Source organism: Bacteroidota bacterium (assembly GCA_020402865.1).
Taxonomy (GTDB): Bacteria; Bacteroidota; Bacteroidia; order Palsa-965; family Palsa-965.
Window position 1 is genome coordinate 211542 of sequence record JADBYT010000015.1, and the last position, 21891, is coordinate 233432.

Here is a 21891-nt window from a genome sequence, read left to right on the forward strand (position 1 = left end):
AACATTTTCAGCCCGCATTTTCAATTTTGCGTACGCATTAATTGAAGACTTTTTTCTGAAGTATAAACTTCGTTAGAAAGGTGTGGTTTGTGTAGTTAATTGTTAATTAGCATGTTGTGTTTTTCTGAATGTCGTTTTTGGGCCTTCTTCAATTCACAAAACGCGAATTGATTTTCACTGTTTCTTGACAGACCTTCGCAAACGCAGACAGCCGGCGCAGGGGCCGGCTGTCTGTTCCAGAAGAGAAGTTGCTTAACTGCGACTGGCTCCGATGGTAAGGGTACCAATGATACCCGAAAGTTGCAGGATGGTCGTGATGATCTCCATAGGTTTAAGATTTGGTGATCTCCAAAGGTGATCTTCACGCTCCATTCTGCAATGGAAAAAGAATACCACATTCGACATTCAAAATTCAATTTATGCGTAAGATGTTAATTAATTTGATAAAAAAGTTAAATAATGATTTGAAAACGGGTGAGAGTGATTGTATGTTTGTGGTGTGGAAAGGGAGAGGAGAGGGGAAGAGAATAGTTTGCACAGGGGCATGCCTCCTGTCTTTCTTAGGGTTTGATCTGCGCTGTATTGCTTCTGTGTTTTTCGACACTCGGCAATCTGGAAATTCAGTAACAAGCATTGCTTTTTAACATTGCTGCACAATGCGGCAGGTACAAACTATTGTTTAACCTTTCATTTCAACAGGTATGAGCGGATTAAAAACAATCCGAAAGTTGCTTCACGCCATGCAACCTGAAGAACGCACCACGTTCAGGAATTACCTGACTTCTTTTGATAGTCGCGGTGAGAAGTTTAGCAGTAAAAGTGTAAAACTGCTTGATCTGTTGGCCGAACGGCCTGATCTGCCTGCTGACCGTGATGTGGAGTTTTTTCTTTACGGAAAACGTTCTACGATGGCTTACAGCCGGCTGCTTATCCGTTTCAGGGATAAGCTGCTTGAATCATTACTGCTTGATGTAAATGTGCGGCGTGAAGGGAATTACGGTGATTATTACCGTTATCTGTTTGAGGCGCGCAAAAAATTGAGTTATGCGCAAATTGTGGCCGGGCGGGGTATGGAAGATCTGGCCAATTTTCTTTGCGACAGTGTGTGTGAAACCGGCGAACGCTTTGAACTTTACGAAGAATGGCTGCTTGCGCTGCGCCTTAAAATGCAACTCGCGGCACTTGTACAGCAGGATAACTCGGTTTTTATGCGCCTGCTCCATCGCTACGAAAAAACCGAACGCGCGCACCGTGCTGCTTTTGATGCCTACTGCACATACAATAAATGGATTAACCGGATTGAACGAAAAGCCTACATCAATGCGCACGACCCCGATCTGCTGGCCGATGTGGAACGCCTGCGCGAACATGCACTGAAAGTAAGTTCCGATCATGTAAACTTCTACTGGCTCTACCTCGATGCGGCCCGAAACCAGTTTAACCGCAACTACCGGATTGCACGCCGCTGCCTCGAAAAACAGCTTACACTGGTCGAAAATTCACGCGCATTGTTCAACGACAGCCGTATGGGCACTGTGCTGCTGAATCTTGCCGATAACGAAATTTACCTGCACCGTTTTGATCGCGCAGTAGATTACTGCCAGCGGGCCATGGCACTGCAACACCTCGAAAGTTTCAACGCCAACCAATGCATGGAATGCGAATTTTACGGCCATTTTTACAGCCAGCGGTTCGGACAGGCGCGCATGATTTTACAGCAATTGCTGGCCGCCGAAACCGGACGACGCATTACTTTCCGGCACGGAAAAAGACAATACCTGCTTGCCAATATCCTTTTCCTGCAAGGTATGTACCGCGAAACAAACGACCTGCTGCTCGAACTCAATGCCATTGAAACCGACAGCGAAGGCTGGAATGTAGGCCTGCGCGTGCTGCTGATTATGACCGACATTGAACGCTCGCTCCATGAACTGGCTGGTAAACGCATAGAAAGTACCCGCAAACACCTGCGTAAACTCGAACAGCAGGATAAATTACATCCGCGCGACCGGATTATTTACGAAATATTGCGCCAGCTTGATGCTAACAGCTACGATTTTAAAATTACCTACCAGCAAATGCCTGAAGAATTTGCCCTGCTCAAATCAAATAAAAGAGGCTATCGCTGGGAAGTGAAAACCCCCGAAATGATCATCTTTCACGAATGGTTTTTTGCGCATGTAATCAAAAACGAATACACACAGAAAGTTCCCCGGTACATTGAACCTGATCACGATCTAAACAGCGAACCTGACGGAGCCGAAGAAACTGATATACAAACCGATTAATCGGCTTTGCGGCGCGGATGAAAACTCTGCACCTGCTCAGTCAGATAATTCCGGTCGAGATGGGTGTAAATTTCAGTGGTAGTAATAGAGGCGTGCCCCAGCATTTCCTGTACTGCACGCAAGTCGGCACCGCCTTCTACCAGGTGTGTGGCAAAAGAATGGCGGAAGGTGTGCGGACTGATCACTTTTCGGATGCCGGCTTTCACGGCAAGTTGTTTAATGATGGTGAAAATCATTACCCGTGTAAGCCTGCGTCCGCGCCGGTTGAGGAATAAAATATCTTCTTCATTGCGCTGCACGGCTATTTTTGAGCGTATTTGATAGCGGTAGAGTTCGATGAGCTGCGCGGCGCGGCTGCCGATGGGTACCAGTCTTTCCTTGTTGCCTTTGCCAATTACGCTGATATAGCCTTCGTCAATATGCAAATCAGAAATGCGCAGGTTTACCAGTTCCGATACACGCAGGCCGCAACTGTAAAGCGTTTCAAGCATGGCCAGGTTGCGCTCGCCTTCGGGTGTGCTGCGGTCTATATGCGTGAGCAGCAGGTCTATTTCATCCACACTCAGCGTATCGGGCAGGTGCCTGCTGGTACGTGGCGATTCAAGTAATTCGGTAGGGTCGGTGTGAATGAGGTTTTCGAGCAGGAGATACCGGAAAAATGCACGCAGCCCGGAGAGCATTCTGGCCTGTGTGGTGGCGCTCATACCCAGTTCGTTGAGGTATTTTATAAACTCGCGCAAATGAAACGTGGTGATTTCAGTAGCGGAAACATGATACTGACGGAGTTGTAGAAATTCATTCAAACGGATAATATCGTGCATGTAAGCCTCTACCGAATTGGGCGATAAAGACTGTTCAAGTTGCAGGTAGTTTTTGAATCCCTGTATATCTGCTTTCCAGCTCATAATCAATTTCTCCCACTAATTACGCAATTATCCCGGTAACAAAAACGAATCGGTATTAAGATTGAAGATCTGTTGATAAGTAAAAACAAGGCGCTGGTTACCATTTTGTGTAGCCGGGTTCGTTGATATTTTTGCATATTCGCAGAATAAGTATCATTCTATGCGACTGCTGATTATCAATGGCCCCAATCTTAATCTTCTGGGTTTGCGCCAGCCCGACATATACGGTTACACGTCATTCGACGAGTTTTTGCATGTGCTGAGAAGTAAATATCCGCAGGTTACTTTTGAATATTATCAGAGTAATGTGGAAGGTGAGCTTATCAATAAGTTGCATGAATGCGGTTTTGTTTTTGACGGTATTGTTCTTAATGCAGGGGCTTATACGCATACATCCGTAGCACTGGGCGATGCAGTTTCGGCTATTCAGGCACCGGTTGTAGAAGTGCATATCTCCAACATTTTTGCACGCGAAGATTTCAGGCATGTTTCATTTATTGCCCCCTATTGCCGAGGAAGTATTGGTGGTTTTGGCTTGCAAAGCTATGAACTGGCTGTGCAGAGCTTTGTGAATCTGTTGGATTGATCTGTGAATAACTTTCACTGAAATGCTAGGCTGTTGCTGTTTATTCAGGGATTCTTGTATTAGTTTTATAGGGTATGTTGTATTTTAACTTAAGATGAAAGCAATAATTATTGATGATGAAGTAAACAGTGCAGAGGTGCTAAGACTGCTCGTTGAACAACACTGTCCGCAAATTGATTCGCTCATACTAATTCACGATCCGAAAGAAGCTGTGGAAGTAGTTCGGAAAATGCAGCCCGATTTAATTTTTCTTGATGTGGAAATGGCCGGGATGAATGGATTTGAAGTACAAGAGGCAATAAAGGGGTATTACAAGGTTGTTATTTTCACCACAGCTCATTCTCAGTATGCAATAAGGGCATTGCGTAGTGCCGCATTTGATTATTTGCTGAAACCAATTGAAATGTGTGAACTTAATGATGCAATAAACCGGGCATTTCATAAAGTAAATGAATCTTCAAAGGACGAATCGGAAAACAATCTGAAAAAACGTGTTGAACGCCTGGAGCTGGCTATGCTGAACCCCGGTGTACAAAGGCTTGCCGTGCAAAGCACCGACGGCTACAATATGATTTCGTATGATGATATCATCAGACTTGAAGCCGAATCAAACTATACACATGTTCATACACTGAAAAAAAAATATACAGTTGCCCGGTTACTCAGGAATTTTGAAGAACAGCTTTTACAGTCGGGCTTTATCCGCGTGCATAATTCGCACCTTGTGAATGTGAAGCATATTCAACACTACCAGCGCGGCGATGGCGGGTATCTGATTATGTCAGATAAATCACATGTGGAAGTTTCAAGGAGCCGAAAAAAAGAAGTGCTGCGGGTATTGCTGGGTGAGGAGTAAACAAAAGCCGCCTCACCCGAAAAATTGAGTAAGTCGGCTTGTCAAAAAGAACTAAACAATTATTCGATAATCAATTTTAGCGTTTCAGCACTATTGCCATGCTGTATCCGGATCAGATAGATGCCCGCGGCTAATTGCTCATTTATTTTTATGCAGTTGCGTTGTTCGCCTCCAGCAATTGTCAGAACCTGACGTTGCACTTCACGACCCTCCGCATTGATAATGCAAATAAGTGTCTGCTTTTCACCGGTATAATTCGTGTTTAGGTAAAGCATTTGAGTAGCAGAAAGTGCCGGATTGGGTGTGAGTAGTAATTCAGCACCGTTTTCCTGATCTCCATTATTTACGAGTCTTACATTACTTCCATTAGCTAATGAAGACGCATTGCAGTTAGGTGTGTCGCCAGATGATCCTAAAGGCACAACGGAAATATTTGTAGTGGTCAGTGAATTAATGGTGGACACGTTGTAATCAAAATTGTTGGTGGGGGCATTGCTTGAAGTGAATGTGGTCAGTACTTCATTGCAACCATTTACACCATTGAAATAGGATTTGACTACATACATATCGCCAGCAGCACCGGTAAGAAATCCCGCGCCGTCATTACAATATATTGCCAGTCCTTCAATACCTGAGGAAGTTTCGATTCCCAGACTCACTCCCCATTGATTTTGTGTAGCGGATCCGGGCATCGGAAAGTTAAACTCATCTACAGGATTTCCATTGTTGTCGCATTTGAATACTACAGGATCTCCGTTAAAATAGGTATAGCCAACATCTACCATTCCGGTTAAGTAATATTCATGTTGCCCCATTGTATTTACGCGTGCAATAATGTCGTTTACGGTAGCAAAAGAACTTGAAACAGAATATGTCAGTTCCTTACTCCATTGTACTACACCCATATCATTAATCTGAAACAGCCAGGGACGCAAATTGGGTATTGCAGAGCCGAAATCACTGTTCCCGCAGATAATATGGAAAGGCGAACCTGTATTGGTTAGGCGGGTGGCAATGCCTGTAACAATATCAATACCTCCTGCATTATCATAGAGCATCACTTCATAACCGATTCCCAAAGGATTACTGCGTTGAATTGGGACACCATTGTTATAATCCACCTCCATAAAAAAACCGTCAATGGCACCTGCATTGTCACTAGTGCCTACCATAATCAGTCTGTTGCCAGACAAAGGGGATATGATATCGGCCGGACGGTTATCATCGGCTGCAAGTGGGCGGATGTCGTAAGTTTGTGACCATAGCACAGTATTATTAACCCAGTCGATGCAAAGAATAAAAGGCATTACCACCAATGAAGCACTTGTGGTAGTTACATAACCGCACACATAAATATTGTTCGGGTATAAATTTGACAAACAGGCCGATGTGGCTGTTGCATTATTCCACGCCGGGTCGCTGAATCCCGAGCTCCAGCTTATGGCGCCTGTGCCCGTAAATTTTGTTACTGCAAATTCGGGACTTGTGGAGAATGAATTATTGGTGTTGCTCACAACCAGTATTTCATTTGTTGGGGTATTCAGTACTTTTACCGGCGTAGCATAGAGTGTCCCGGAAGAACCGTTTATTCGAAATACCTCATTGAAAAAAGGCATCCCGGAGATTTGCCCCGCAGTATTTGTTCTGACCAATTGGATGTCCTGCCCTGAATATAAGTCGGTATGCCCGGTAAATATGTGCCCCATTGGACCGCTCACCGCAACAGTACCATCTCCCATAGCTTCACATGCGCTGCCGTAGGCATGTTGAAAGTATTGTGCATTGAGTCCTGCCGACATTAGCAGCATTCCTAAATTAAGTGTGATAAATGTTTTCATGATTGATGTTTTTTTGAAACCATAATAAATTTGGTATCAACACATCATTGAAAACAAGGGAGAGTGCGTAGTTGGTAGAGAATGAAATTTATTTTGTCGAAAATGTGGTGTGGCTTACACAATCGGTTTACTGTCCGGCAAAATCAAACCAGTCGCGTTTGCGGGTAAGCTTCAGATCGTTCAGTGCTGCTGCTTTTACCTGAATGGTAATGTTGTAGCTCTGGCGGAAGCCAAACGGAATCCAGTTGAACTGCATTTCCCAGCAGTGGAGGTCGCGGTATAGCGTAAACTGCGTATAACCAAACTCGCCGCGTTCAAGGTCGTAGTTTGAGTTGAAGCCTACCTTCCATTTGGGTGTTACATTTACATCGCCAGAGAAGTTAATGGCCTGTGTAACGGTTTGCGTGAGCAGCGGCCGGCTCCAGGTAAGGTTGTAGCCTACGTTAAGCGACCAGGGGATATTGAAATCCACAAACTGATTGGGATTGGCATTGATGTATTCCAGTTCACTTTGTGTGGCCAGCGGGCTTTGGCGGGGTGTATTGCCTGTTTGTGACGTAAAACCGCCGGGGCGTAAGCTGGTGCCGAGAATAAGGGTGGAAGAGGTGAGGCGGGCAAGGCGTTTGCCGGTGCGCCATTCGAAACGATTGATGCGTACGCCGTTTTCACTTACCCGGTAAGGATCGGCTGAGAAGGTGGTGTTTACGTCGATGATGCGGAACAGTTTGGTGCGGAAGTTAATGGTCATCAGCGACCATTTAAACGTTTCGGCGATCATGTTGTAGCTCATCGCAAAGTTGAGCGCATCAATGAGCATTCGGCGTGAGGCAGCGCCCGATGCGGAGGCGGTATCGTTTTGAGGGCGAAGTTTTCCTTCGAGGTTGTTTTGCAGATTCAAACCGATGGAACCGATTCTTCCGGCCGGCGAACTGCCATACACGCCGCCTTCAAAAATGGAATACTTCTGCACGGCTCCGAACGTATTGCTTTGTACTTCTTTCCAAAAACCGTATTTCGGATCCGTATAATCGGGCATGTAGCTCAGGGTTACGTTGGGTGTAACCGTATGGCGGATTACACTGAATTTGCCTTTTCGCTTTACATACGTGCCAAAGAAACGCGTTCCCAGTGTAAGTGCCGCATTCCAGTCGAGATTGGCCCGCACGCCGTTAATGGTATCGGTTACAATTGAGCTGTCGGCCGGATTCCAGGTTTTTTCGATGGTGCGGAATTGTGTGACCGAATTGAGGTTGAGCTGCGGCGTAAGCGTGAAATATTTTAATACATTCAGATTGGTGCTCACAGGCAGTGTCTGGCGAATACCGTTTCTGAATTTCGGGCCAAGATTATTGAAATTGTTCAAACTCAGTTCGCGGTCCTGTACACTGAGCAGGTTTTGCATATCAGCCGTGTAGGCAAATCCGATTTTATCATACCATTTCGAGCCAACGCGGTTTTTACTGCGAAACGGATAAATACGCGAAGAGGTAAGTGCCACCTGAGGCAAAGTCATGTCCACAATGCCCGTTTGCGTGTTTTGCGAATGACGCAGGTTGGTGGCAAGGGTGAGGTTTTTCCAGCTTTTCGACCAGGCAATGTTCGACTGAAATGTGTTGGCGAGGTAGTTGTTGGCTACGGTTGCATTGTTTTGGTTGTAGGTGCTGGTACCGGCATTTACGGAGGCTGAAAAGTTAACGCCTGGATTCGATTTGGGATCCTGCCTGTGTGTCCAGGTTACAAAAAAGTCGTTTCGGGTCTGACTGGTGGGCAGTTCGGTATCGCCGGTAATGATGCGCGAAAAGCGGGTGCTGATGTTGCCGGTGTATTTGTAGCGCACATTATAGTTTGAGATAATTTTTGCGCCCCAGCTTCCGCGTGAGTATATGTCGCCGCGCAGGGCAAGGTCAAATTTATCGCTTGCTCCCCAGTAGTAGCCTCCGTCGCGCAGGAAGAAACCAAGCTGGGGCGATTCGCCGTAGGTGGGGATGAGAATGCCTGAGGTGCGTTGTTTTTTGTTTGGGAAAAAGCCAAAAGGTACGGCAAGGGGGGTGGGGATATCCGAAATTTCGAGATAGGCCGGGCCGGTTACTATTTTATCGTTTTGAATAATTTTCAGTTTCCGGGCACGGATGCTGAAGTGGGGATGCTCAAGATCGCAGGTGGTGTACTGGCCGTTGTAGATAAAGAACACCGTAGAATCTTTTTTCACCGCTTCGCCGATAATATGGCTTTCTCCGTCGATGGTGGCGGCTTCCGAAATTTTGCCTTTGCCGGTGAGGTAATTGTAGCGGATTTTATCGGCGTAGTAGGTTTGGCTGCCTTCGGCAAATTCTACTTTTTCGAAGGTGTATCCCGCACTGTCTTTTTGCCCGATAGCCAGAATAATGTTGTTTTTGAAATCAATCTCGATATAATGCGCTTTTACCGTGGTGCTTTGATATACCACTTTGGCGCTGTCCCAGAGGTAGATAATCTGGTTTTCAAGATCGAAGCGCATGGAGTCGGCGGCGCTGTATTCAACCATTGCTTTCAGCTTATCGCTGATGCCCTCGGTGTTTACTTTTACGGTATCCGGCTCCGGCTCATCGTCGTTTTGGGCCATGGCCGGGCATACGAAAAGCAGCATAAGCAGCGTTCCCATGAACAGCCGGGCGTTGAAAAGTCGGACAGCGTAAAGCAAAGGGGCCAATGTTTGGCGGTATTTTTGTTATTAACCCTAAATACGGCCCAAAACTAATGAAAAAGGCCTGTACGGAGATGAAAACCATGCGAAGGATTGTTAAAAGCCCGTTGCTCCGCCTGTTTACTGCAGCAGCCCTGTTGCTGGTAGCCGGCGCCTTTGCGCTGCAGTCACAGCCCGAACAGAAAAAAATAAAAGTGGTATGTATCGATCCCGGCCACGGTGGTAAAGATCCCGGCTGCCACGGCGATCATGCTAAAGAGAAGGATGTGGCCCTGGCCGTGGCCCTGCAGCTTGGCAAATACATCAATGAGCATTTTCCCGATGTAAAAGTGGTGTACACCCGCAAAACCGACGTGTTTGTAGAACTTAACGAACGCGCCGCAATTGCCAACCGCAACAACGCTGATCTATTTATCTGCATCCACTGCAACTCGGCCTGCGTACGCGATAAACGCACCAAAAAGGATGTATGCAACGAAACCGCCCAGGGCTCGGAAACTTACGTAATGGGTTTGCATAAAAACAACGGCAACCTTGAAGTAGCCAAGCGCGAAAACGATGCGGCTTTGTTTGAAGACGATTACCAGAACAAATACAACATGAACATTGCTTCTGATGAGGCTATTATTATTCTCAGTACCTATCAGAACATGTATCAGAAGCAAAGCACCCGTTTTGCCGAGCTTTGTCAGGAACAGTTTGCCCAGCGCGCAGGTCGTGTAAACAAAGGCGTAAAACAGGCCGGCTTTCTGGTGCTCTGGAAAACCAGCATGCCCTCAGTGCTCATCGAAACAGGCTTCCTTACCAATCCGGCCGAAGAACGTTTTCTTGCCTCAGCCAAAGGTCAAACCTACATGGCCTCAAGCATTTTCCGCGCCTTCCGCGTATGGAAAGATGAAGTGGAAGGCACCAAAAAGCAATATGCCGACGCGCTTGAAACCGAAAAACCCTACGAAATTTCGCCCGATGACACTGCCGGCCTGCGCAAACCTGCTGATCACGTGGCTAACCGGAACAATCCGCCGCCTCCCGTAAATAATACAAATACACCGGTACAATCCAAAGATTCGGCCGGAAAACCTGCCGCTGCCGTTACTGGTGCCGTGGTGTATCGGGTGCAGATTCTTTCATCAGACAAACAGCTCAACTCCGGCGCTGCGCAGTTTAAAGGGGTAAAAGACATCTGGAGCTATAAAGATAAAGGTGTATGGAAATACACCGCAGGCAGTTATTCCACGCAGGCCGAGGCCGTGAAGCGACAGGCTGAATTGCGCAAAAACGGATTTGAGCAGGCGTTTGTGGTGGTGTTTGACGAACACGGCAACCGCATTACGTTTGACGAAGCGAAGAAGCGCGGCAGCAAATGATTAACGGCGCACAATTACTTTGCGCATCACCCGCCCCGATTCAGTTTGCATTTCCAGCATATAAACACCGCCGCGCACCAGTTTGTCTTCACCAAAATTTACCTGGTTATTTCCTGCCGGATATTCGGTGGCGGGTGTGGCGTCAATCAGGCGTCCGTCGGCACTGAATAGTTTGAAGCCAACCTGCTGCGGTTTGTGTAAACTGAATTTTACGCTGAAACCTGCCGCTGCGGGATTGGGATAAACCTCCATCAGCAAATTGCCTGAGCTTTGTGTATTCAGCTGATCAGTGCCCGATGGCGCGTTGCGTAGTATGTACACTTTATAAATCTGGCTGCTTGCGCTGCTTTGCGAGCCGTTGTTGGTGAAGAAAATATTAGGAGCCGTGCTGCTGATGCCGCCAAAAATATAGCCCGCAAGGGTAGTGTCGTTTTGTAGGTTATCAAGCTGAATGACATGATTGGGATATACCGGCAGGTTTTCGGCATGAATAAATTCAGAGCCGGCGCCCAGGTAGGCGGGCATGTCAACCGGCAGTTTGTACTCATTCAGGTTGCCGTTTGCATCGCGCGTAACGCGGGCAATTGTTTTCACAAAAGGCACATTGTTGTCCTGCACCAGCACCGAAGCACTGTCGTAAAACTGCGCAATACCACCAAAAAACACCATATGCATTTCATTGGCCGAGGCTGAATACACGGGCAATGCAGCACAGTGATAATGGTTGTAATGCTGCTGAAAAGCGGCGTTGGCGGTATAGCCCGCACTGTCAATGGTTACGCTGTGCAGAAATGGCAGATTGACCGTGGGCTGAAACACACCTGAAAAAACAGTGATTCCTTCCGAGCCGTCGGGCAAAATCTGCGCTACGGCGTTGTAATCGCGGCGGTGAAAATTTGCCGCATCGCTCAGAGCGGGTAAATGCGTAATGGTAATGGTGGTGCCGTTGTCGGAAAGTGTAAACCGCCTCACGGCATCGGTGTACACCTGTGTGTAGGTTGGGTTGCCCATCGGGTTGTAGTTTCCGTCGAAACGGTTTCCGCAGGCTAAATAATAGGTTGAATTTATTTTTTCGAGATGCCCGCCGGTTACCGCAAAGAGCGGATCGGAAATTTGCCGGAAATAAGAAGTAAACGGGGTTGAATTGATTACCGCGTTAATCACAGCCGGCACATCCACCGCAGTTAAATAATCGAATGTTTTACGGCTGGCAGTGGCGGCATTGTACCCATAGCCGCCAATCAGGTAAAGGTAATTTCCGTCCTGATGAAATTCCATATTGGTGGAACTCAGTTGCTCCTGAACCGAAACCGGCAGTGAGATTAGCGGTGCCGCCCATTGTTGCTGCAGTGCGGGATCCACAACCAGCAGCTGAGTATTGTTTCCCGTCACATCGAATGCAGCAAACGGCTGGCGAAGATGTAACCCGTCGAGACGACCGCCGATGATGAGCCATTTACCGTTATCTGTTCCAAAGGCATACGATTGCAGGCCGCTTAGACCGGGCACCTGCACTGGTTCAAGATAAATACCAAACGGTGCGTTTTGTGCATCAAGCAACCGCGCCAAAAACAACCCGGCCACCAGTAAATAATTTTTCCACATCACTCATTTTCGATATGCAGAGGGATATGCTGCATATTATACAGCCAAATTAAATGGGATATACAAGATAGAATGTGATATAAGTTACTTTGTGCAGTAAGATTGGTCAGAATGCATCTTTCAATTCATCCCGTTTGCATGCATCGCGTGGTAAAAATAGCTTCGTCTGAAACAAAAAACAGCAGTTTCTCTATTGGCTTCGGTAGCCAGTTCTCCATTAACTTCCCGGATATCATAAATACCGGGTATCCATTCAATTTTATACCCAAGTAACGTAGTGGAAGCCTTGCCTGATTTATACCAGATTGAATCTTTTGTAAACCAGTTTCCGGCACTGTCTGTAGTTGATGTCATACAAAGCATTGAAATCGGATCAGGTATAAATGAAATAGTACGTTCAGCCTCATTAATAAAACTCAAAAGCTGTTTTTCTGAATAAAGTTTCAGCAATGCAGAATCAGCAAATGCCGACCAATTATTGAACGGATCGGTAAAAGCGATTTTCAATACATCTTCATATCGTTCCAGTTCATAATAACACAATGAGTAATAGGAATTCATACCTGATTTATGCCAGAGATAGCCGGTTCCGCAGGAATAGTTAACAGTATAAAGCGTATCAGCGGCCTGCAGGTAGGAAAGCGCTTTTTGCGGATTTTTTTTCTTTAGTTCAATCCGCATCAGCTCAATTGCTGCATAGTGTTTATAGTTATTGGTATAGCTTCCGTAACCATAAGAGAGTTTCTTTTTTTGCATTTTCACATCTGAATCGTGATACCGGGTTTGGCAGTATTGTTTGAGCGGGCTGTGATAAATGGTTAACAGCATGCGTTCGGCTGCTGTATCTTTCAGTCGTGTGTATGCCATTGCAGCAGCATAGTATTTTTCGTAATTTTTCGAAGTGGGGAACGCATTTTTGAGCGCGGCATTTTCTTTCACGAATATGGAGTCTGCTTCGTCAGCCGGTGCTGGTTCAGTGAGATATCCGACGGGATAATTTGATAGTGATATACTTGTTAGTGTGGCAAAACCAGAATTGTATGCCGAATGTGAAAACAGTGTATCAGAACTTATTTGTGCAGAAAGTGTTGACGAAAGTAGCGATAGTATTGCGGCTGCGAGTTGTGAGGTTAGTTTATTCATTTCATCAAATTACAAATTTGCCCGCAATTTTATATTTTCCCTTTCGCCTGATACTGGTTGGCCCGCACATTCTTTTCGGCGAGTGTCACTGTTTCATCAATCCGTTTCTGCCGGGTTTCGGGGCGTTTGGCATTCATGATCCACCACAAGATTAATTTTTTGGCAGAAGGCGGAAAGGCATGAAAATATTCGTTTGCCTTTTTGTTTTTCTTGAGTGCGTTCAGCAAATCATCGGGCAATTCAAGTGCGTCAACTTTATCAAGCGCGTTCCAGGTGCCTGTTTTTTTTGCCAGCTCAATCATGGCCAAACCGGCGGGCGCAATTTTATTTTCACTTAACAGGCGTTCAACTTTTGCCTTATTTATTTTGCTCCAATGGCTTTTCGGATTTCGCGGCGAGATGTATTGATAGAAACTTTCATGGTTGCGTCTGGTTCTTTTTCCGTCAATCCACCCAAAGCAAATCACCTCATTTACCAGTTCATCCCAATGCACACTTTTCACTTCCGATTCTTTGCGGTACATCACCACAAACACGGCATTGGATTTGGCGTGATTGTTCTCCAGCCATTTCCGCAATTCACCTGCCGAACGGAAGTGAAAAGCCGGATAGCCGAGGTGAGTTTCCGGATCTTTCATCATGCTCAGAGCGCGTAGAGGCTGCTGTATTTTTTTCGCGCATACGCCATGAAATAGCTGAACGAGAGCGGCTCTCCCGTAATACGTTCGCAAAGTTCGCGGGCAGTGTATTGTTTGCCGTGGCTGTGTATGTGTGTGCGCAGCCATTGGAGGAGTTCAGTAAACTCACCTCGTGCAATTTTATCGCTAAGTCCATCAATTTGAGCTGAAGCTGCGGCGAAAAACTGTGCGGCGTAAAAGCTGCCAATGGAGTAGGTGGGGAAATAGCCCAGGCTGCCGTGCGACCAATGTACATCCTGCAAGCAGCCGGCGCCGTTGTCGGGCACGTCAATGCCTAAATATTCGCGCACGCGGCTGTTCCAGAATTCAGGCACATCCTTCACGGCGAGGCTGCCTTCGATCAATGCTTTTTCCGTTTCAAACCGAACCATGATATGGAAATGATACGTAAGCTCGTCGGCCATGATGCGGATGAGCGAAGGACGCACCACATTGAGCGATTTGAAAAGTTCGTGCGCACTTTCGCCGGCAAGTTGCTCGGGAAACGCTTCCTGCAGTTTGGGCATTACCGTTTGGCAAAACTCCAGACTACGTCCTACATTATTTTCCCACAAACGCGATTGCGACTCGTGAATACCCAGCGATACATATTCACCTGCAGGAAGTCCGTAGCCGCTGGCCGGCAAGCCCTGCTCGTAAAGCGCATGGCCACCCTCGTGAATGGTGCCGGTGAACATATCGGAAAGATTGTGCTCATCAATTTTTGTCGTTACGCGCACATCGTTCGCTCCGAAGTTTATTGTAAACGGATGCAGCGAAATATCCTGCCTGCCGGTTTCGAAATCAAAGCCGATGAGCCGGAGCAGTGTTTCGCTGAAGGCAAACTGCTTGTCTTTCGGATAATATTTTTTGAGCAGATCGTTGGTAAGTGGCGGCCGGGCGGCAATTTCCTTCACAAACGGCACCAGATCTTTGCGTACATCGGCAAAAAGCTGTTCCACCTCGGCAGTGGTGAGGCCGGGTTCAAATTCATCAAGCAGGGCATCGTAAGGGTGTGCGGTATAGCCCAGCAACTCACATTCACGGCGTTTGAGCGCCACAATTTTTTCGAGGTGCGGTGCAAACGCGGCAAAATCGCCCGCAGGTTTGGCCTGATGCCATACGCTGAGTGCTTCCGACACGGTGCGGCTCATTTCCACCACAAAATCACGCGGAAGTTTCAGGGCCCGCTGGTATTGTTTGTTTACATACTTTACGTTGCAGCGCTGCACGGCATCTAGTGTGGTGTCGTTTGCCAGCACATCAAGCAAACCGCCAAGTTTGCCGCCGGTGGCGCGTTCGTGCACAAGACCTGCCAGTGTGGCCAGCTGGCGCGCGCGCAGAGCCGCTCCGCCCGCAGGCATATAGGTTTCCTGATCCCAGTTTAATACACCTGCCGCAAAAGAAATATCGGCTATTGACTGTACTTCAGTAATAAATTCGGTATAGGTGTTTGACATTTTCCGCACAGAATTTTATGATGATTTTCGATTGAAACTACCCAGTGCCAGCAGCACCCAGCCAGCCATAAAGCACAATCCGCCCAATGGCGTAACCGGTCCCAGCCATTGCCAGTTTTCCAGTCCGATGATATCGCGAACGCTTAGCAGATAAAGTGAACCAGAGAACAGCAAAATGCCCGCCGCAAACAGCCAGGGTGCCGCTTTAAGCATACGCGTGGCAGGCTGGCGCAGCAACAGCGCACAAACCACGATGGCAAGTGCATGATACATCTGATAGCGGGCCGCCGTTTCAAAATTGTGCAGTTGCCGCTCCGTCATTAAACCTGATTCGAGGTGTTTTTCAAGCCCGTGTGCCGCAAATGCGCCCAGCGCAACAGACAATCCGGCCAGCAATGCCCCTTTCAGCATCCAGTTCACTTTCATGCGCCAAAGATAACCGCATCTGAATATCTCCCCTAAAATAAACTGCCCCGAAACCAGACATTGGTTCCGGGGCAGCTAAACTATTTAATCTGATTAGTTGGCCGAATGCACAAACTGGAGTTCAGCCTGAAGTTTAACTTCTTCGCTCACCAGCACGCCACCTGTTTCAAGTGCAGCATTCCAGTTCAAGCCAAAATCGGTGCGGTTAATTTTTCCCGATACCGAAAAACCCGCTTTCTGGTTGCCCCAGGGATCTTTATTGGTGCCCGAAAACTCCACGTCAAGCGTAACCGGTTTGGTTACATCGCGGATGGTAAGGTTGCCCGAAATTTTACCTTCTGAAGCATTGTAATTGCTGCTTTCAAAACGGATTGCTGGATACTTCTCTGTATCAAAGAAATCAGGACTTTTCAGGTGTCCGTCGCGCTGCTCGCTGCCGGTATTAATCGAATTCAGATCGGCTGTAAAGTTTACACGCGCCCCGTTAAATGTGGCGTCAGCTGCTTCTACCTCACCGCTGATCATGTTTAACTGACCAGTTACATTGGTAATCATCAGGTGTTTTACTTTAAACTGAAGTTCGCTGTGCGAAGGATCGAGTGACCATTTTGTTGCCATGTGTGTATGTTTTTTGGGTGAATGTTTGAATTTTACCAGTCAAAGGTAAGTAAATATATGTACATACATGTATGTAGGTGTATTTTATTTGTTAATTCATTGATTAACAGTGGTTAAATTTATTTTTTGGTATGGGTGAAGCGGAATATAAATGGAATTGCCGTATCTGAAAAACGGTTCACCTTTAGTGGTTTCCGGTTTTGCGGGATGAAAGCTAGCGGTCAGGTGTTTTCTGTCTGAAAATCTGGTGTGCTGAAGGCAAAAGGAGGCTGCTGAATATGCCTGTGTATGTGTGGAGTAAAGGAGTTGAAAGCAAAACAAAGCGATATTGTACCTTTGCGGGCAATTTCGAAATATGAAACATCTACTTGTTATCGGAGCCGGACGTTCGTCGTCGTCGTTAATTACCTATTTGCTACAGCATGCCGCTGCCGAAAACTGGCAGGTGCGCGTGGGCGATATGAACGGTGCTGCCGCTGTGCAAAAAGTAAGCGGATCAGACCGGGGCACCGGTTTTGGTTTTGATATAAACGATGCCGCACAGCGCGAAACTGAAATTGCGGCGGCTGATCTGGTGGTTTCAATGCTGCCGGCGTTTATGCACGGTGCCGTAGCGCGCGATTGTGTGCGGCTGGGAAAACACCTCGTTACCGCTTCATATGTTTCTGATGAAATGCGTGCGCTGCATGCCGAAGCGAAAGAAAAAGGAATTGTACTGCTCAACGAAACCGGCCTCGACCCGGGTATCGACCACATGTCGGCCATGCAAATTATCGACCGCATACGCCATGAGGGTGGTGTGCTTTCTGCCTTTTATTCCTACTGCGGCGGACTGGTTGCACCCGAGTCGAACGACAATCCCTGGGGCTATAAGTTTTCGTGGAACCCGCGCAATGTAATTCTGGCCGGGCAGGGCACAGCGCAGTATATCGAAAACGGGCAGTACAAATATTTGCCCTACAGCCGCCTTTTCAGCAGCGCCACCCGCATCGAAGTAGAAGGCCACGGCAGCTTTGATGCCTATGCAAACCGCGATTCGCTTTCGTACCGCAGTGTGTATGGCATTGATGATATTCCCACCCTGCTGCGCGGTACGTTACGCATGCCCGGCTACTGCAAGGCCTGGAATGTATTTGTACAGCTCGGTCTTACCGACGATACCTGGAAAATTCACCACGCTTCGCAACTTACCTATGCACAATTGGTAGAAGCGTTTCTGCCTGCCGGAAACGGTAGTCTGCAAAGCCGACTGGCCACATTTACGGGACTTGCCGAAGACAGTGAGGAAATGAAAATGGTAATGTGGACCGGCATGCTCAGCGACGAAAAAATTCCGCTCGACGAGGCAAGCCCGGCACAAATTCTTCAGCACCTGCTCGAACAAAAATGGCTGCTTCGCCCCGGCGATAAAGACATGATTGTGATGCAGCATATTTTCGAATACACACTAAACGGCAAGTCACATCGGCTGAAATCATCGCTGGTAGCCAAGGGCGATGATGAAGTACAAACTGCAATGGCGAAAACCGTAGGTCTGCCCGCTGCAATGGCTGTGCGCCGCATACTGCGCGGTGAGTTCACACGCACTGGTGTATGTGTACCCGTTACGCCCGATATCTACGAGCCCGTGCTTGAAGAACTGCAAGCATACGGAATCAACTTTGAAGAAAAAGAAGAAACGATTTAACTCAATAAGAAAGGCGCCGGTGAAAGCGCCTTTTTATTTTGCACGTTTTAACTGTATGCCTAATTGAAACGCAAACACCCTGCTTTTATCGTCCAGATCAGGCAGGTATGAGCCGTTGATCATGCCGGCAAAACCGTCGAGATTGGCGGCAGGGAAAAACTCGGTGCGGAAAAACGGACAAAGCCACCATTTTGTATTCAGTGCCTTTTCGGTGCCCACACCGGCGGTGAGTCTGAATGCAGGCAAAAATGGCCGATATACATCCTCATCGGCTTCTTCTGTCAGTTCGCCGTTGAGGCGCACGCGCGGCATAAGCAATGCAAAACCGGGCGAAAGTTCAACATAAATGTGTTTGTGCATGCCGGCCACTTTTTCTTTGTGATCAGGTGAAAAGAAATAATAACGCACACCGGCATCGAGTGTGGCGGCGTTAATGGTGGCACGCAGCTGGTATTCGCTGCCGCCGGTGAAAGCAGCCGACGAATAAGCCTGCGAAGTGGTTTGGTGAAAACCTGCGCTGAACGGAAATGCCCAATGGATGCGGTATCTATGTAAGTAACCCGCTTCGGCCTGCCAGCCGTAACTAAACAGCCCCATTTTTTCCTCTGCAAAGGGGCGAGAAAAATTGTAGGTGCGCACAATTTCGTCCCACGCATCAGCCATCATGTAACGGGCAGACGCACCGGCATAAAAGCCGCTTTGTGCGGCAAGCGGTGCACCGGCAAAAAGACCCATTACAATAAGCAACCGTTTCATTACTGCACCGATTTTAAAATTTCTGCAGCCGCACGCATGCCGGTTTCCAGCGCGCCGTGTAAGGTGGCAAAATGTCCGGCCGTGTGCGTGGCTTCGCCGGCAAAGAAAATTTTACCGGCAACCGGTGCCGCAATCAATTCGCGGGCACCATCGCCGCCGGGAATGGGATAGGAGTAGGCTCCGCGGATGTAAGGCTCGGCCGTCCAGTTCATCACCTGTGCATTTTGCAGTGAGCCTGTTGCCGCGCCGGCACCAAACAAATTATCGAGATCCTGTAAAATTGTATTCACTAAGTTGTTGCCCTGTGCAATCAGAAACTCGGCTTTTTCGCCGTGTACAAATGCGGTAAGTACATTGTTTGCCGTACTGCGCCCGCCAAGACCGGTATTCCAGTACACGGGCACCACACCATCGCTGTAAATGTAGCCGGTATCTGAGGGCCAGAAACGCGTGGCAAACTTCATAATTACTTTCATGCCCGCACCCATGCCAATGCGCGAAAACGCAGCGGTTTTCTCCTGTCCGAGCGGCGGATTAAATACAATATCGCCATCGCGCAGAATGGTTAGCGGCACAGCCACCACTACTTTGTCAGCGGTATAGCTGACTCCGTTCTGGTCGGTAAGCGTAATTACCGAAGCCGAATAATTGATAGTTACCACGCGGGTGTTTAGCCGTACTTTATCAAGTATGGGTTGCACTGCATCTTCGAGTATGGAGAGAAACGAACGGTCTTTCAGCATAATGTCTTTATCGCCGGCCGCCCAGTTGCGGTCGCCCTGTGCTACACCACGCAGGCCAAGCCGGCTGTTGCTTGTGGCATAATCGTTGCCGATTATAGCGTTGGCGTAAGGCATAACCCGCTGCGGCAGCCCAAGTTGCTGAAGGTATTGTTCAACCGTAATATCCGCGCCGTTATAGTTTTGCAGATCGTCAGTTATTTCTTCCACACGTTTCAGGTCGGCATCATTTTCCACCTGGCTGAATGCGCGTGTTTGTCCGTCGAGCCGGATATAATCTTCAAACCCGCCCGTAACCAAACCGGCGCCTGCATGCTGCACAAGGTTGTGCCAGACTGAGCGTTCGCCGTGAATGATTTCGGCGCCCAGTTCGATGGTGAAATCACTGAACCCATCAAGCGGCCGCACACGTCCGCCATACACACCAGCGGCTTCAAGCAGTGTTACCTCGGCGCCGCGCTGCTGCAAAAGGCAGGCTGCGTAAAGTCCGGCTGCACCTGCGCCCACTACAATTACGCGGCCATTGTAGGTTTGTCCGTCGAGAAGGTCTTTTTCTTTGCAGGCTGCGAAGAGATGAGGAAAAAGCAGAGCCGCCGGAATGCCGAGGGCGATTCGTGTGAGGGCTTCTTTACGGTGCATAAGCGTTGCGAAAAAAAAGCCACATTTTTTGATGTGGCCGAATGAATCAGAAGATCTTTGGAGTAGTGGCCGGAGGCGTTGGTGCTGCCGGGGGGGCGGGAGCAGTTCCGCTTTGTTTGTTTGCGCTTCCGTTGCCGGATGGCATTCCGGGTTCGTCAACCGAAATTGATCCGGCGCCGGGGGCGGGGGGCGCCGGTGCAGGAGATGAAGGGGCGGGTGACGCCTCTGCCGGCGGAGCACTCATTTTAGGAGCCTGGCTTTTTTTAGCGGAACCTGCAGTGGCATTTCCACGCTGCTTTTTGCGAGGCTTGGTGGTTGTGGTGTCCGACGCATTTTTATTTTTATTTCCCGGCGATCCCGGTTCATCCACTGAAATATCAGCCTTGCCGCTGCCGCCACTGTTGCCACGCTGCGTAGAAGCATTCTGCGATTTTTTCTTTTCGGCAGCTTTGTTTTTATCGTTCTGGGCCTGAACGGTGGTGGCTGTGCCAAGCCCAAGCATCAGAATAAAAAGGAAGATCAGATTTTTCATTGGAGATGAATTTGAATTTGTGGGAATCTAAACAAATATAATGCCGTTAAACAGATAAACAAACAAACTGCCTTACACAGCCTCTGCAACCTTTCGCACCATAAATCGTTGAATAAGCAGACCCTCATTTGACCCCGTTTCCCGAAACGGTACGTATATTGCAGCATCAGAGGAGAATCTGAACGATTAACTTATTAAGAATTTGTCAGTATGACCAACGAAGAAAGAATAAGACGCGCTTTTGCAGAAAAAGACTGGCACGAAATCAAATCAGGCGATTCGTGGCTCATTTTCAAAATCATGTCGGAATTTGTAGAGGGATTTGAAAAAATGGCACGCATTGGTCCTTGTGTGTCTATTTTCGGATCAGCCCGCACCAAACCTGATAATCCGTATTACAAACTGGCCGAAGAAATTGCCGAAAAACTCTGCCGCGAAGGCTATGGCGTTATTACCGGCGGTGGCCCGGGTATTATGGAAGCAGCCAATAAAGGCGCCAAAACAGGTGGCGGAAAATCGGTAGGACTCAATATCCGTTTGCCGTTTGAGCAATCGGGCAATATTTACGTGGATCCCGACAAGAGTATCAATTTCGATTACTTCTTTGTACGTAAAACCATATTCCTGAAATATTCGCAGGGATTCATCGGTATGCCGGGAGGTTTTGGCACGCTCGATGAATTGTTTGAGGCGTTAACGCTTGTGCAGACATCCAAAATTGCCAATTTTCCCGTGGTGCTGGTTGGTTCGGCTTACTGGAGCGGGCTGGTGGACTGGATTCGTGAAACGCTGCTTGAGCGCGAGCACAACATCAGTGCGGCCGACCTGAATTTATTTCATGTGGTAGATACTGCCGATGAGGCGGTACACATCATTAATAGTTTCTATGAGCGTTACCTGCTCAAACCCAACTTTTAATTTAATACTTACCAGCAGCACAACCCGGCTTTCTTTCCAGATTGCCGGGTTGTACTTTTCACATTGCATTGTTAATAACTGCCGGGGTTTTTAACAGTTTGTGGAAAACGATGGACTTTGCCTCAAAGTATTGATTTTATTACTATTGAATAGATTTTAAAATACCC

The 21891-nt window shown here is 47.8% G+C and carries 18 protein-coding genes; 6 read left to right on the forward strand and 12 right to left on the reverse strand.

The genetic code is table 11. From position 1 onward, the window contains the following. Positions 1 to 701: 701 nt before the first annotated feature. Positions 702 to 2288: a hypothetical protein gene (locus tag IM638_11900; protein MCA6363732.1), complete on the forward strand. Its 1587-nt coding sequence runs from the start codon at positions 702 to 704 to the stop codon at positions 2286 to 2288. On the opposite strand, the gene xerD is transcribed toward IM638_11900, so the two are convergent. After that, entirely contained in the window at positions 2285 to 3193 is a 909-nt protein-coding gene (xerD, locus tag IM638_11905) for a site-specific tyrosine recombinase XerD (GenBank protein ID MCA6363733.1), read from the reverse strand. The genes IM638_11900 and xerD overlap by 4 nt on opposite strands. Positions 3194 to 3353: 160 nt before the next feature. Between xerD and aroQ the strand changes: the two genes are divergently transcribed. Further along, positions 3354 to 3779: a type II 3-dehydroquinate dehydratase gene (aroQ, locus tag IM638_11910; protein ID MCA6363734.1), complete on the forward strand. Its 426-nt coding sequence runs from the start codon at positions 3354 to 3356 to the stop codon at positions 3777 to 3779. 94 nt (positions 3780 to 3873) lie between these two features. After that, positions 3874 to 4635 (forward strand): response regulator transcription factor, encoded by a 762-nt coding sequence (locus IM638_11915; GenBank protein MCA6363735.1) that lies wholly within the window; start codon positions 3874 to 3876, stop codon positions 4633 to 4635. 59 nt (positions 4636 to 4694) lie between these two features. On the opposite strand, the gene IM638_11920 is transcribed toward IM638_11915, so the two are convergent. After that, positions 4695 to 6473 carry a T9SS type A sorting domain-containing protein gene (locus IM638_11920; GenBank protein ID MCA6363736.1) on the reverse strand — a complete coding sequence of 593 codons (1779 nt, stop codon included), beginning with the start codon at positions 6471 to 6473 and terminating at the stop codon, positions 4695 to 4697. Positions 6474 to 6600: 127 nt separating this feature from the next. Then, complete coding sequence (locus IM638_11925) at positions 6601 to 9114, reverse strand: LPS-assembly protein LptD (GenBank protein MCA6363737.1); 2514 nt, start codon at positions 9112 to 9114, stop codon at positions 6601 to 6603. Between the two features lie 125 nt (positions 9115 to 9239). On the opposite strand from IM638_11925, the gene IM638_11930 reads away from it, so the two are divergent. After that, positions 9240 to 10523 (forward strand): N-acetylmuramoyl-L-alanine amidase, encoded by a 1284-nt coding sequence (locus IM638_11930; GenBank protein MCA6363738.1) that lies wholly within the window; start codon positions 9240 to 9242, stop codon positions 10521 to 10523. On the opposite strand, the gene IM638_11935 is transcribed toward IM638_11930, so the two are convergent. The 6 genes from IM638_11935 to IM638_11960 form a co-directional block, all read right to left on the reverse strand. After that, positions 10524 to 12131, reverse strand: coding sequence for a T9SS type A sorting domain-containing protein (locus IM638_11935; GenBank protein ID MCA6363739.1), 1608 nt, complete (start codon positions 12129 to 12131; stop codon positions 10524 to 10526). A gap of 117 nt (positions 12132 to 12248) precedes the next feature. Next, positions 12249 to 13067 carry a hypothetical protein gene (locus IM638_11940; protein MCA6363740.1) on the reverse strand — a complete coding sequence of 273 codons (819 nt, stop codon included), beginning with the start codon at positions 13065 to 13067 and terminating at the stop codon, positions 12249 to 12251. A gap of 233 nt (positions 13068 to 13300) precedes the next feature. After that, positions 13301 to 13909: a YdeI/OmpD-associated family protein gene (locus IM638_11945; protein MCA6363741.1), complete on the reverse strand. Its 609-nt coding sequence runs from the start codon at positions 13907 to 13909 to the stop codon at positions 13301 to 13303. A gap of 5 nt (positions 13910 to 13914) precedes the next feature. After that, the gene (locus IM638_11950) at positions 13915 to 15408 is read right to left on the reverse strand and encodes a carboxypeptidase M32 (protein MCA6363742.1); all 1494 of its coding nucleotides are present in this window, start codon (positions 15406 to 15408) and stop codon (positions 13915 to 13917) included. A gap of 15 nt (positions 15409 to 15423) precedes the next feature. Further along, the gene (locus IM638_11955) at positions 15424 to 15834 is read right to left on the reverse strand and encodes a DUF423 domain-containing protein (GenBank protein MCA6363743.1); all 411 of its coding nucleotides are present in this window, start codon (positions 15832 to 15834) and stop codon (positions 15424 to 15426) included. A 93-nt stretch (positions 15835 to 15927) separates the two neighbouring features. After that, positions 15928 to 16452: a YceI family protein gene (locus IM638_11960; GenBank protein MCA6363744.1), complete on the reverse strand. Its 525-nt coding sequence runs from the start codon at positions 16450 to 16452 to the stop codon at positions 15928 to 15930. A 355-nt stretch (positions 16453 to 16807) separates the two neighbouring features. Here IM638_11960 and IM638_11965 point away from each other — a divergent pair, with 355 nt between their 5' ends. Then, positions 16808 to 18139 (forward strand): saccharopine dehydrogenase NADP-binding domain-containing protein, encoded by a 1332-nt coding sequence (locus IM638_11965; protein MCA6363745.1) that lies wholly within the window; start codon positions 16808 to 16810, stop codon positions 18137 to 18139. 33 nt (positions 18140 to 18172) lie between these two features. Here the strand turns inward: IM638_11965 and IM638_11970 are convergent, their stop codons facing one another. The 3 genes from IM638_11970 to IM638_11980 are packed head-to-tail and all read right to left on the reverse strand — an operon-like array spanning position 18173 to position 20806. Beyond that, positions 18173 to 18895 carry a hypothetical protein gene (locus IM638_11970; protein MCA6363746.1) on the reverse strand — a complete coding sequence of 241 codons (723 nt, stop codon included), beginning with the start codon at positions 18893 to 18895 and terminating at the stop codon, positions 18173 to 18175. After that, positions 18895 to 20274 (reverse strand): FAD-dependent oxidoreductase, encoded by a 1380-nt coding sequence (locus IM638_11975; GenBank protein ID MCA6363747.1) that lies wholly within the window; start codon positions 20272 to 20274, stop codon positions 18895 to 18897. Before IM638_11975 ends, IM638_11970 begins: the two co-directional genes overlap by 1 nt. Before the next feature lie 46 nt (positions 20275 to 20320). Continuing rightward, the gene (locus IM638_11980) at positions 20321 to 20806 is read right to left on the reverse strand and encodes a hypothetical protein (protein MCA6363748.1); all 486 of its coding nucleotides are present in this window, start codon (positions 20804 to 20806) and stop codon (positions 20321 to 20323) included. A gap of 210 nt (positions 20807 to 21016) precedes the next feature. Between IM638_11980 and IM638_11985 the strand changes: the two genes are divergently transcribed. Continuing rightward, positions 21017 to 21724 carry a TIGR00730 family Rossman fold protein gene (locus tag IM638_11985; GenBank protein MCA6363749.1) on the forward strand — a complete coding sequence of 236 codons (708 nt, stop codon included), beginning with the start codon at positions 21017 to 21019 and terminating at the stop codon, positions 21722 to 21724. Positions 21725 to 21891: the final 167 nt, after the last annotated feature.

Excerpts from the sequence above, each read along its gene's own strand:
- IM638_11900 (MCA6363732.1), top strand. The coding sequence starts at position 702 with ATGAGCGGATTAAAAACAATCCGAAAGTTGCTTCACGCCATGCAACCT.
- xerD (MCA6363733.1), bottom strand. The coding sequence starts at position 3,193 with ATGAGCTGGAAAGCAGATATACAGGGATTCAAAAACTACCTGCAACTT.
- aroQ (MCA6363734.1), top strand. The coding sequence starts at position 3,354 with ATGCGACTGCTGATTATCAATGGCCCCAATCTTAATCTTCTGGGTTTG.
- IM638_11915 (MCA6363735.1), top strand. The coding sequence starts at position 3,874 with ATGAAAGCAATAATTATTGATGATGAAGTAAACAGTGCAGAGGTGCTA.
- IM638_11920 (MCA6363736.1), bottom strand. The coding sequence starts at position 6,473 with ATGAAAACATTTATCACACTTAATTTAGGAATGCTGCTAATGTCGGCA.
- IM638_11925 (MCA6363737.1), bottom strand. The coding sequence starts at position 9,114 with ATGGGAACGCTGCTTATGCTGCTTTTCGTATGCCCGGCCATGGCCCAA.
- IM638_11930 (MCA6363738.1), top strand. The coding sequence starts at position 9,240 with ATGCGAAGGATTGTTAAAAGCCCGTTGCTCCGCCTGTTTACTGCAGCA.
- IM638_11945 (MCA6363741.1), bottom strand. The coding sequence starts at position 13,909 with ATGAAAGATCCGGAAACTCACCTCGGCTATCCGGCTTTTCACTTCCGT.
- IM638_11950 (MCA6363742.1), bottom strand. The coding sequence starts at position 15,408 with ATGTCAAACACCTATACCGAATTTATTACTGAAGTACAGTCAATAGCC.
- IM638_11955 (MCA6363743.1), bottom strand. The coding sequence starts at position 15,834 with ATGAAAGTGAACTGGATGCTGAAAGGGGCATTGCTGGCCGGATTGTCT.
- IM638_11960 (MCA6363744.1), bottom strand. The coding sequence starts at position 16,452 with ATGGCAACAAAATGGTCACTCGATCCTTCGCACAGCGAACTTCAGTTT.
- IM638_11965 (MCA6363745.1), top strand. The coding sequence starts at position 16,808 with ATGAAACATCTACTTGTTATCGGAGCCGGACGTTCGTCGTCGTCGTTA.
- IM638_11970 (MCA6363746.1), bottom strand. The coding sequence starts at position 18,895 with ATGAAACGGTTGCTTATTGTAATGGGTCTTTTTGCCGGTGCACCGCTT.
- IM638_11975 (MCA6363747.1), bottom strand. The coding sequence starts at position 20,274 with ATGCACCGTAAAGAAGCCCTCACACGAATCGCCCTCGGCATTCCGGCG.
- IM638_11980 (MCA6363748.1), bottom strand. The coding sequence starts at position 20,806 with ATGAAAAATCTGATCTTCCTTTTTATTCTGATGCTTGGGCTTGGCACA.
- IM638_11985 (MCA6363749.1), top strand. The coding sequence starts at position 21,017 with ATGACCAACGAAGAAAGAATAAGACGCGCTTTTGCAGAAAAAGACTGG.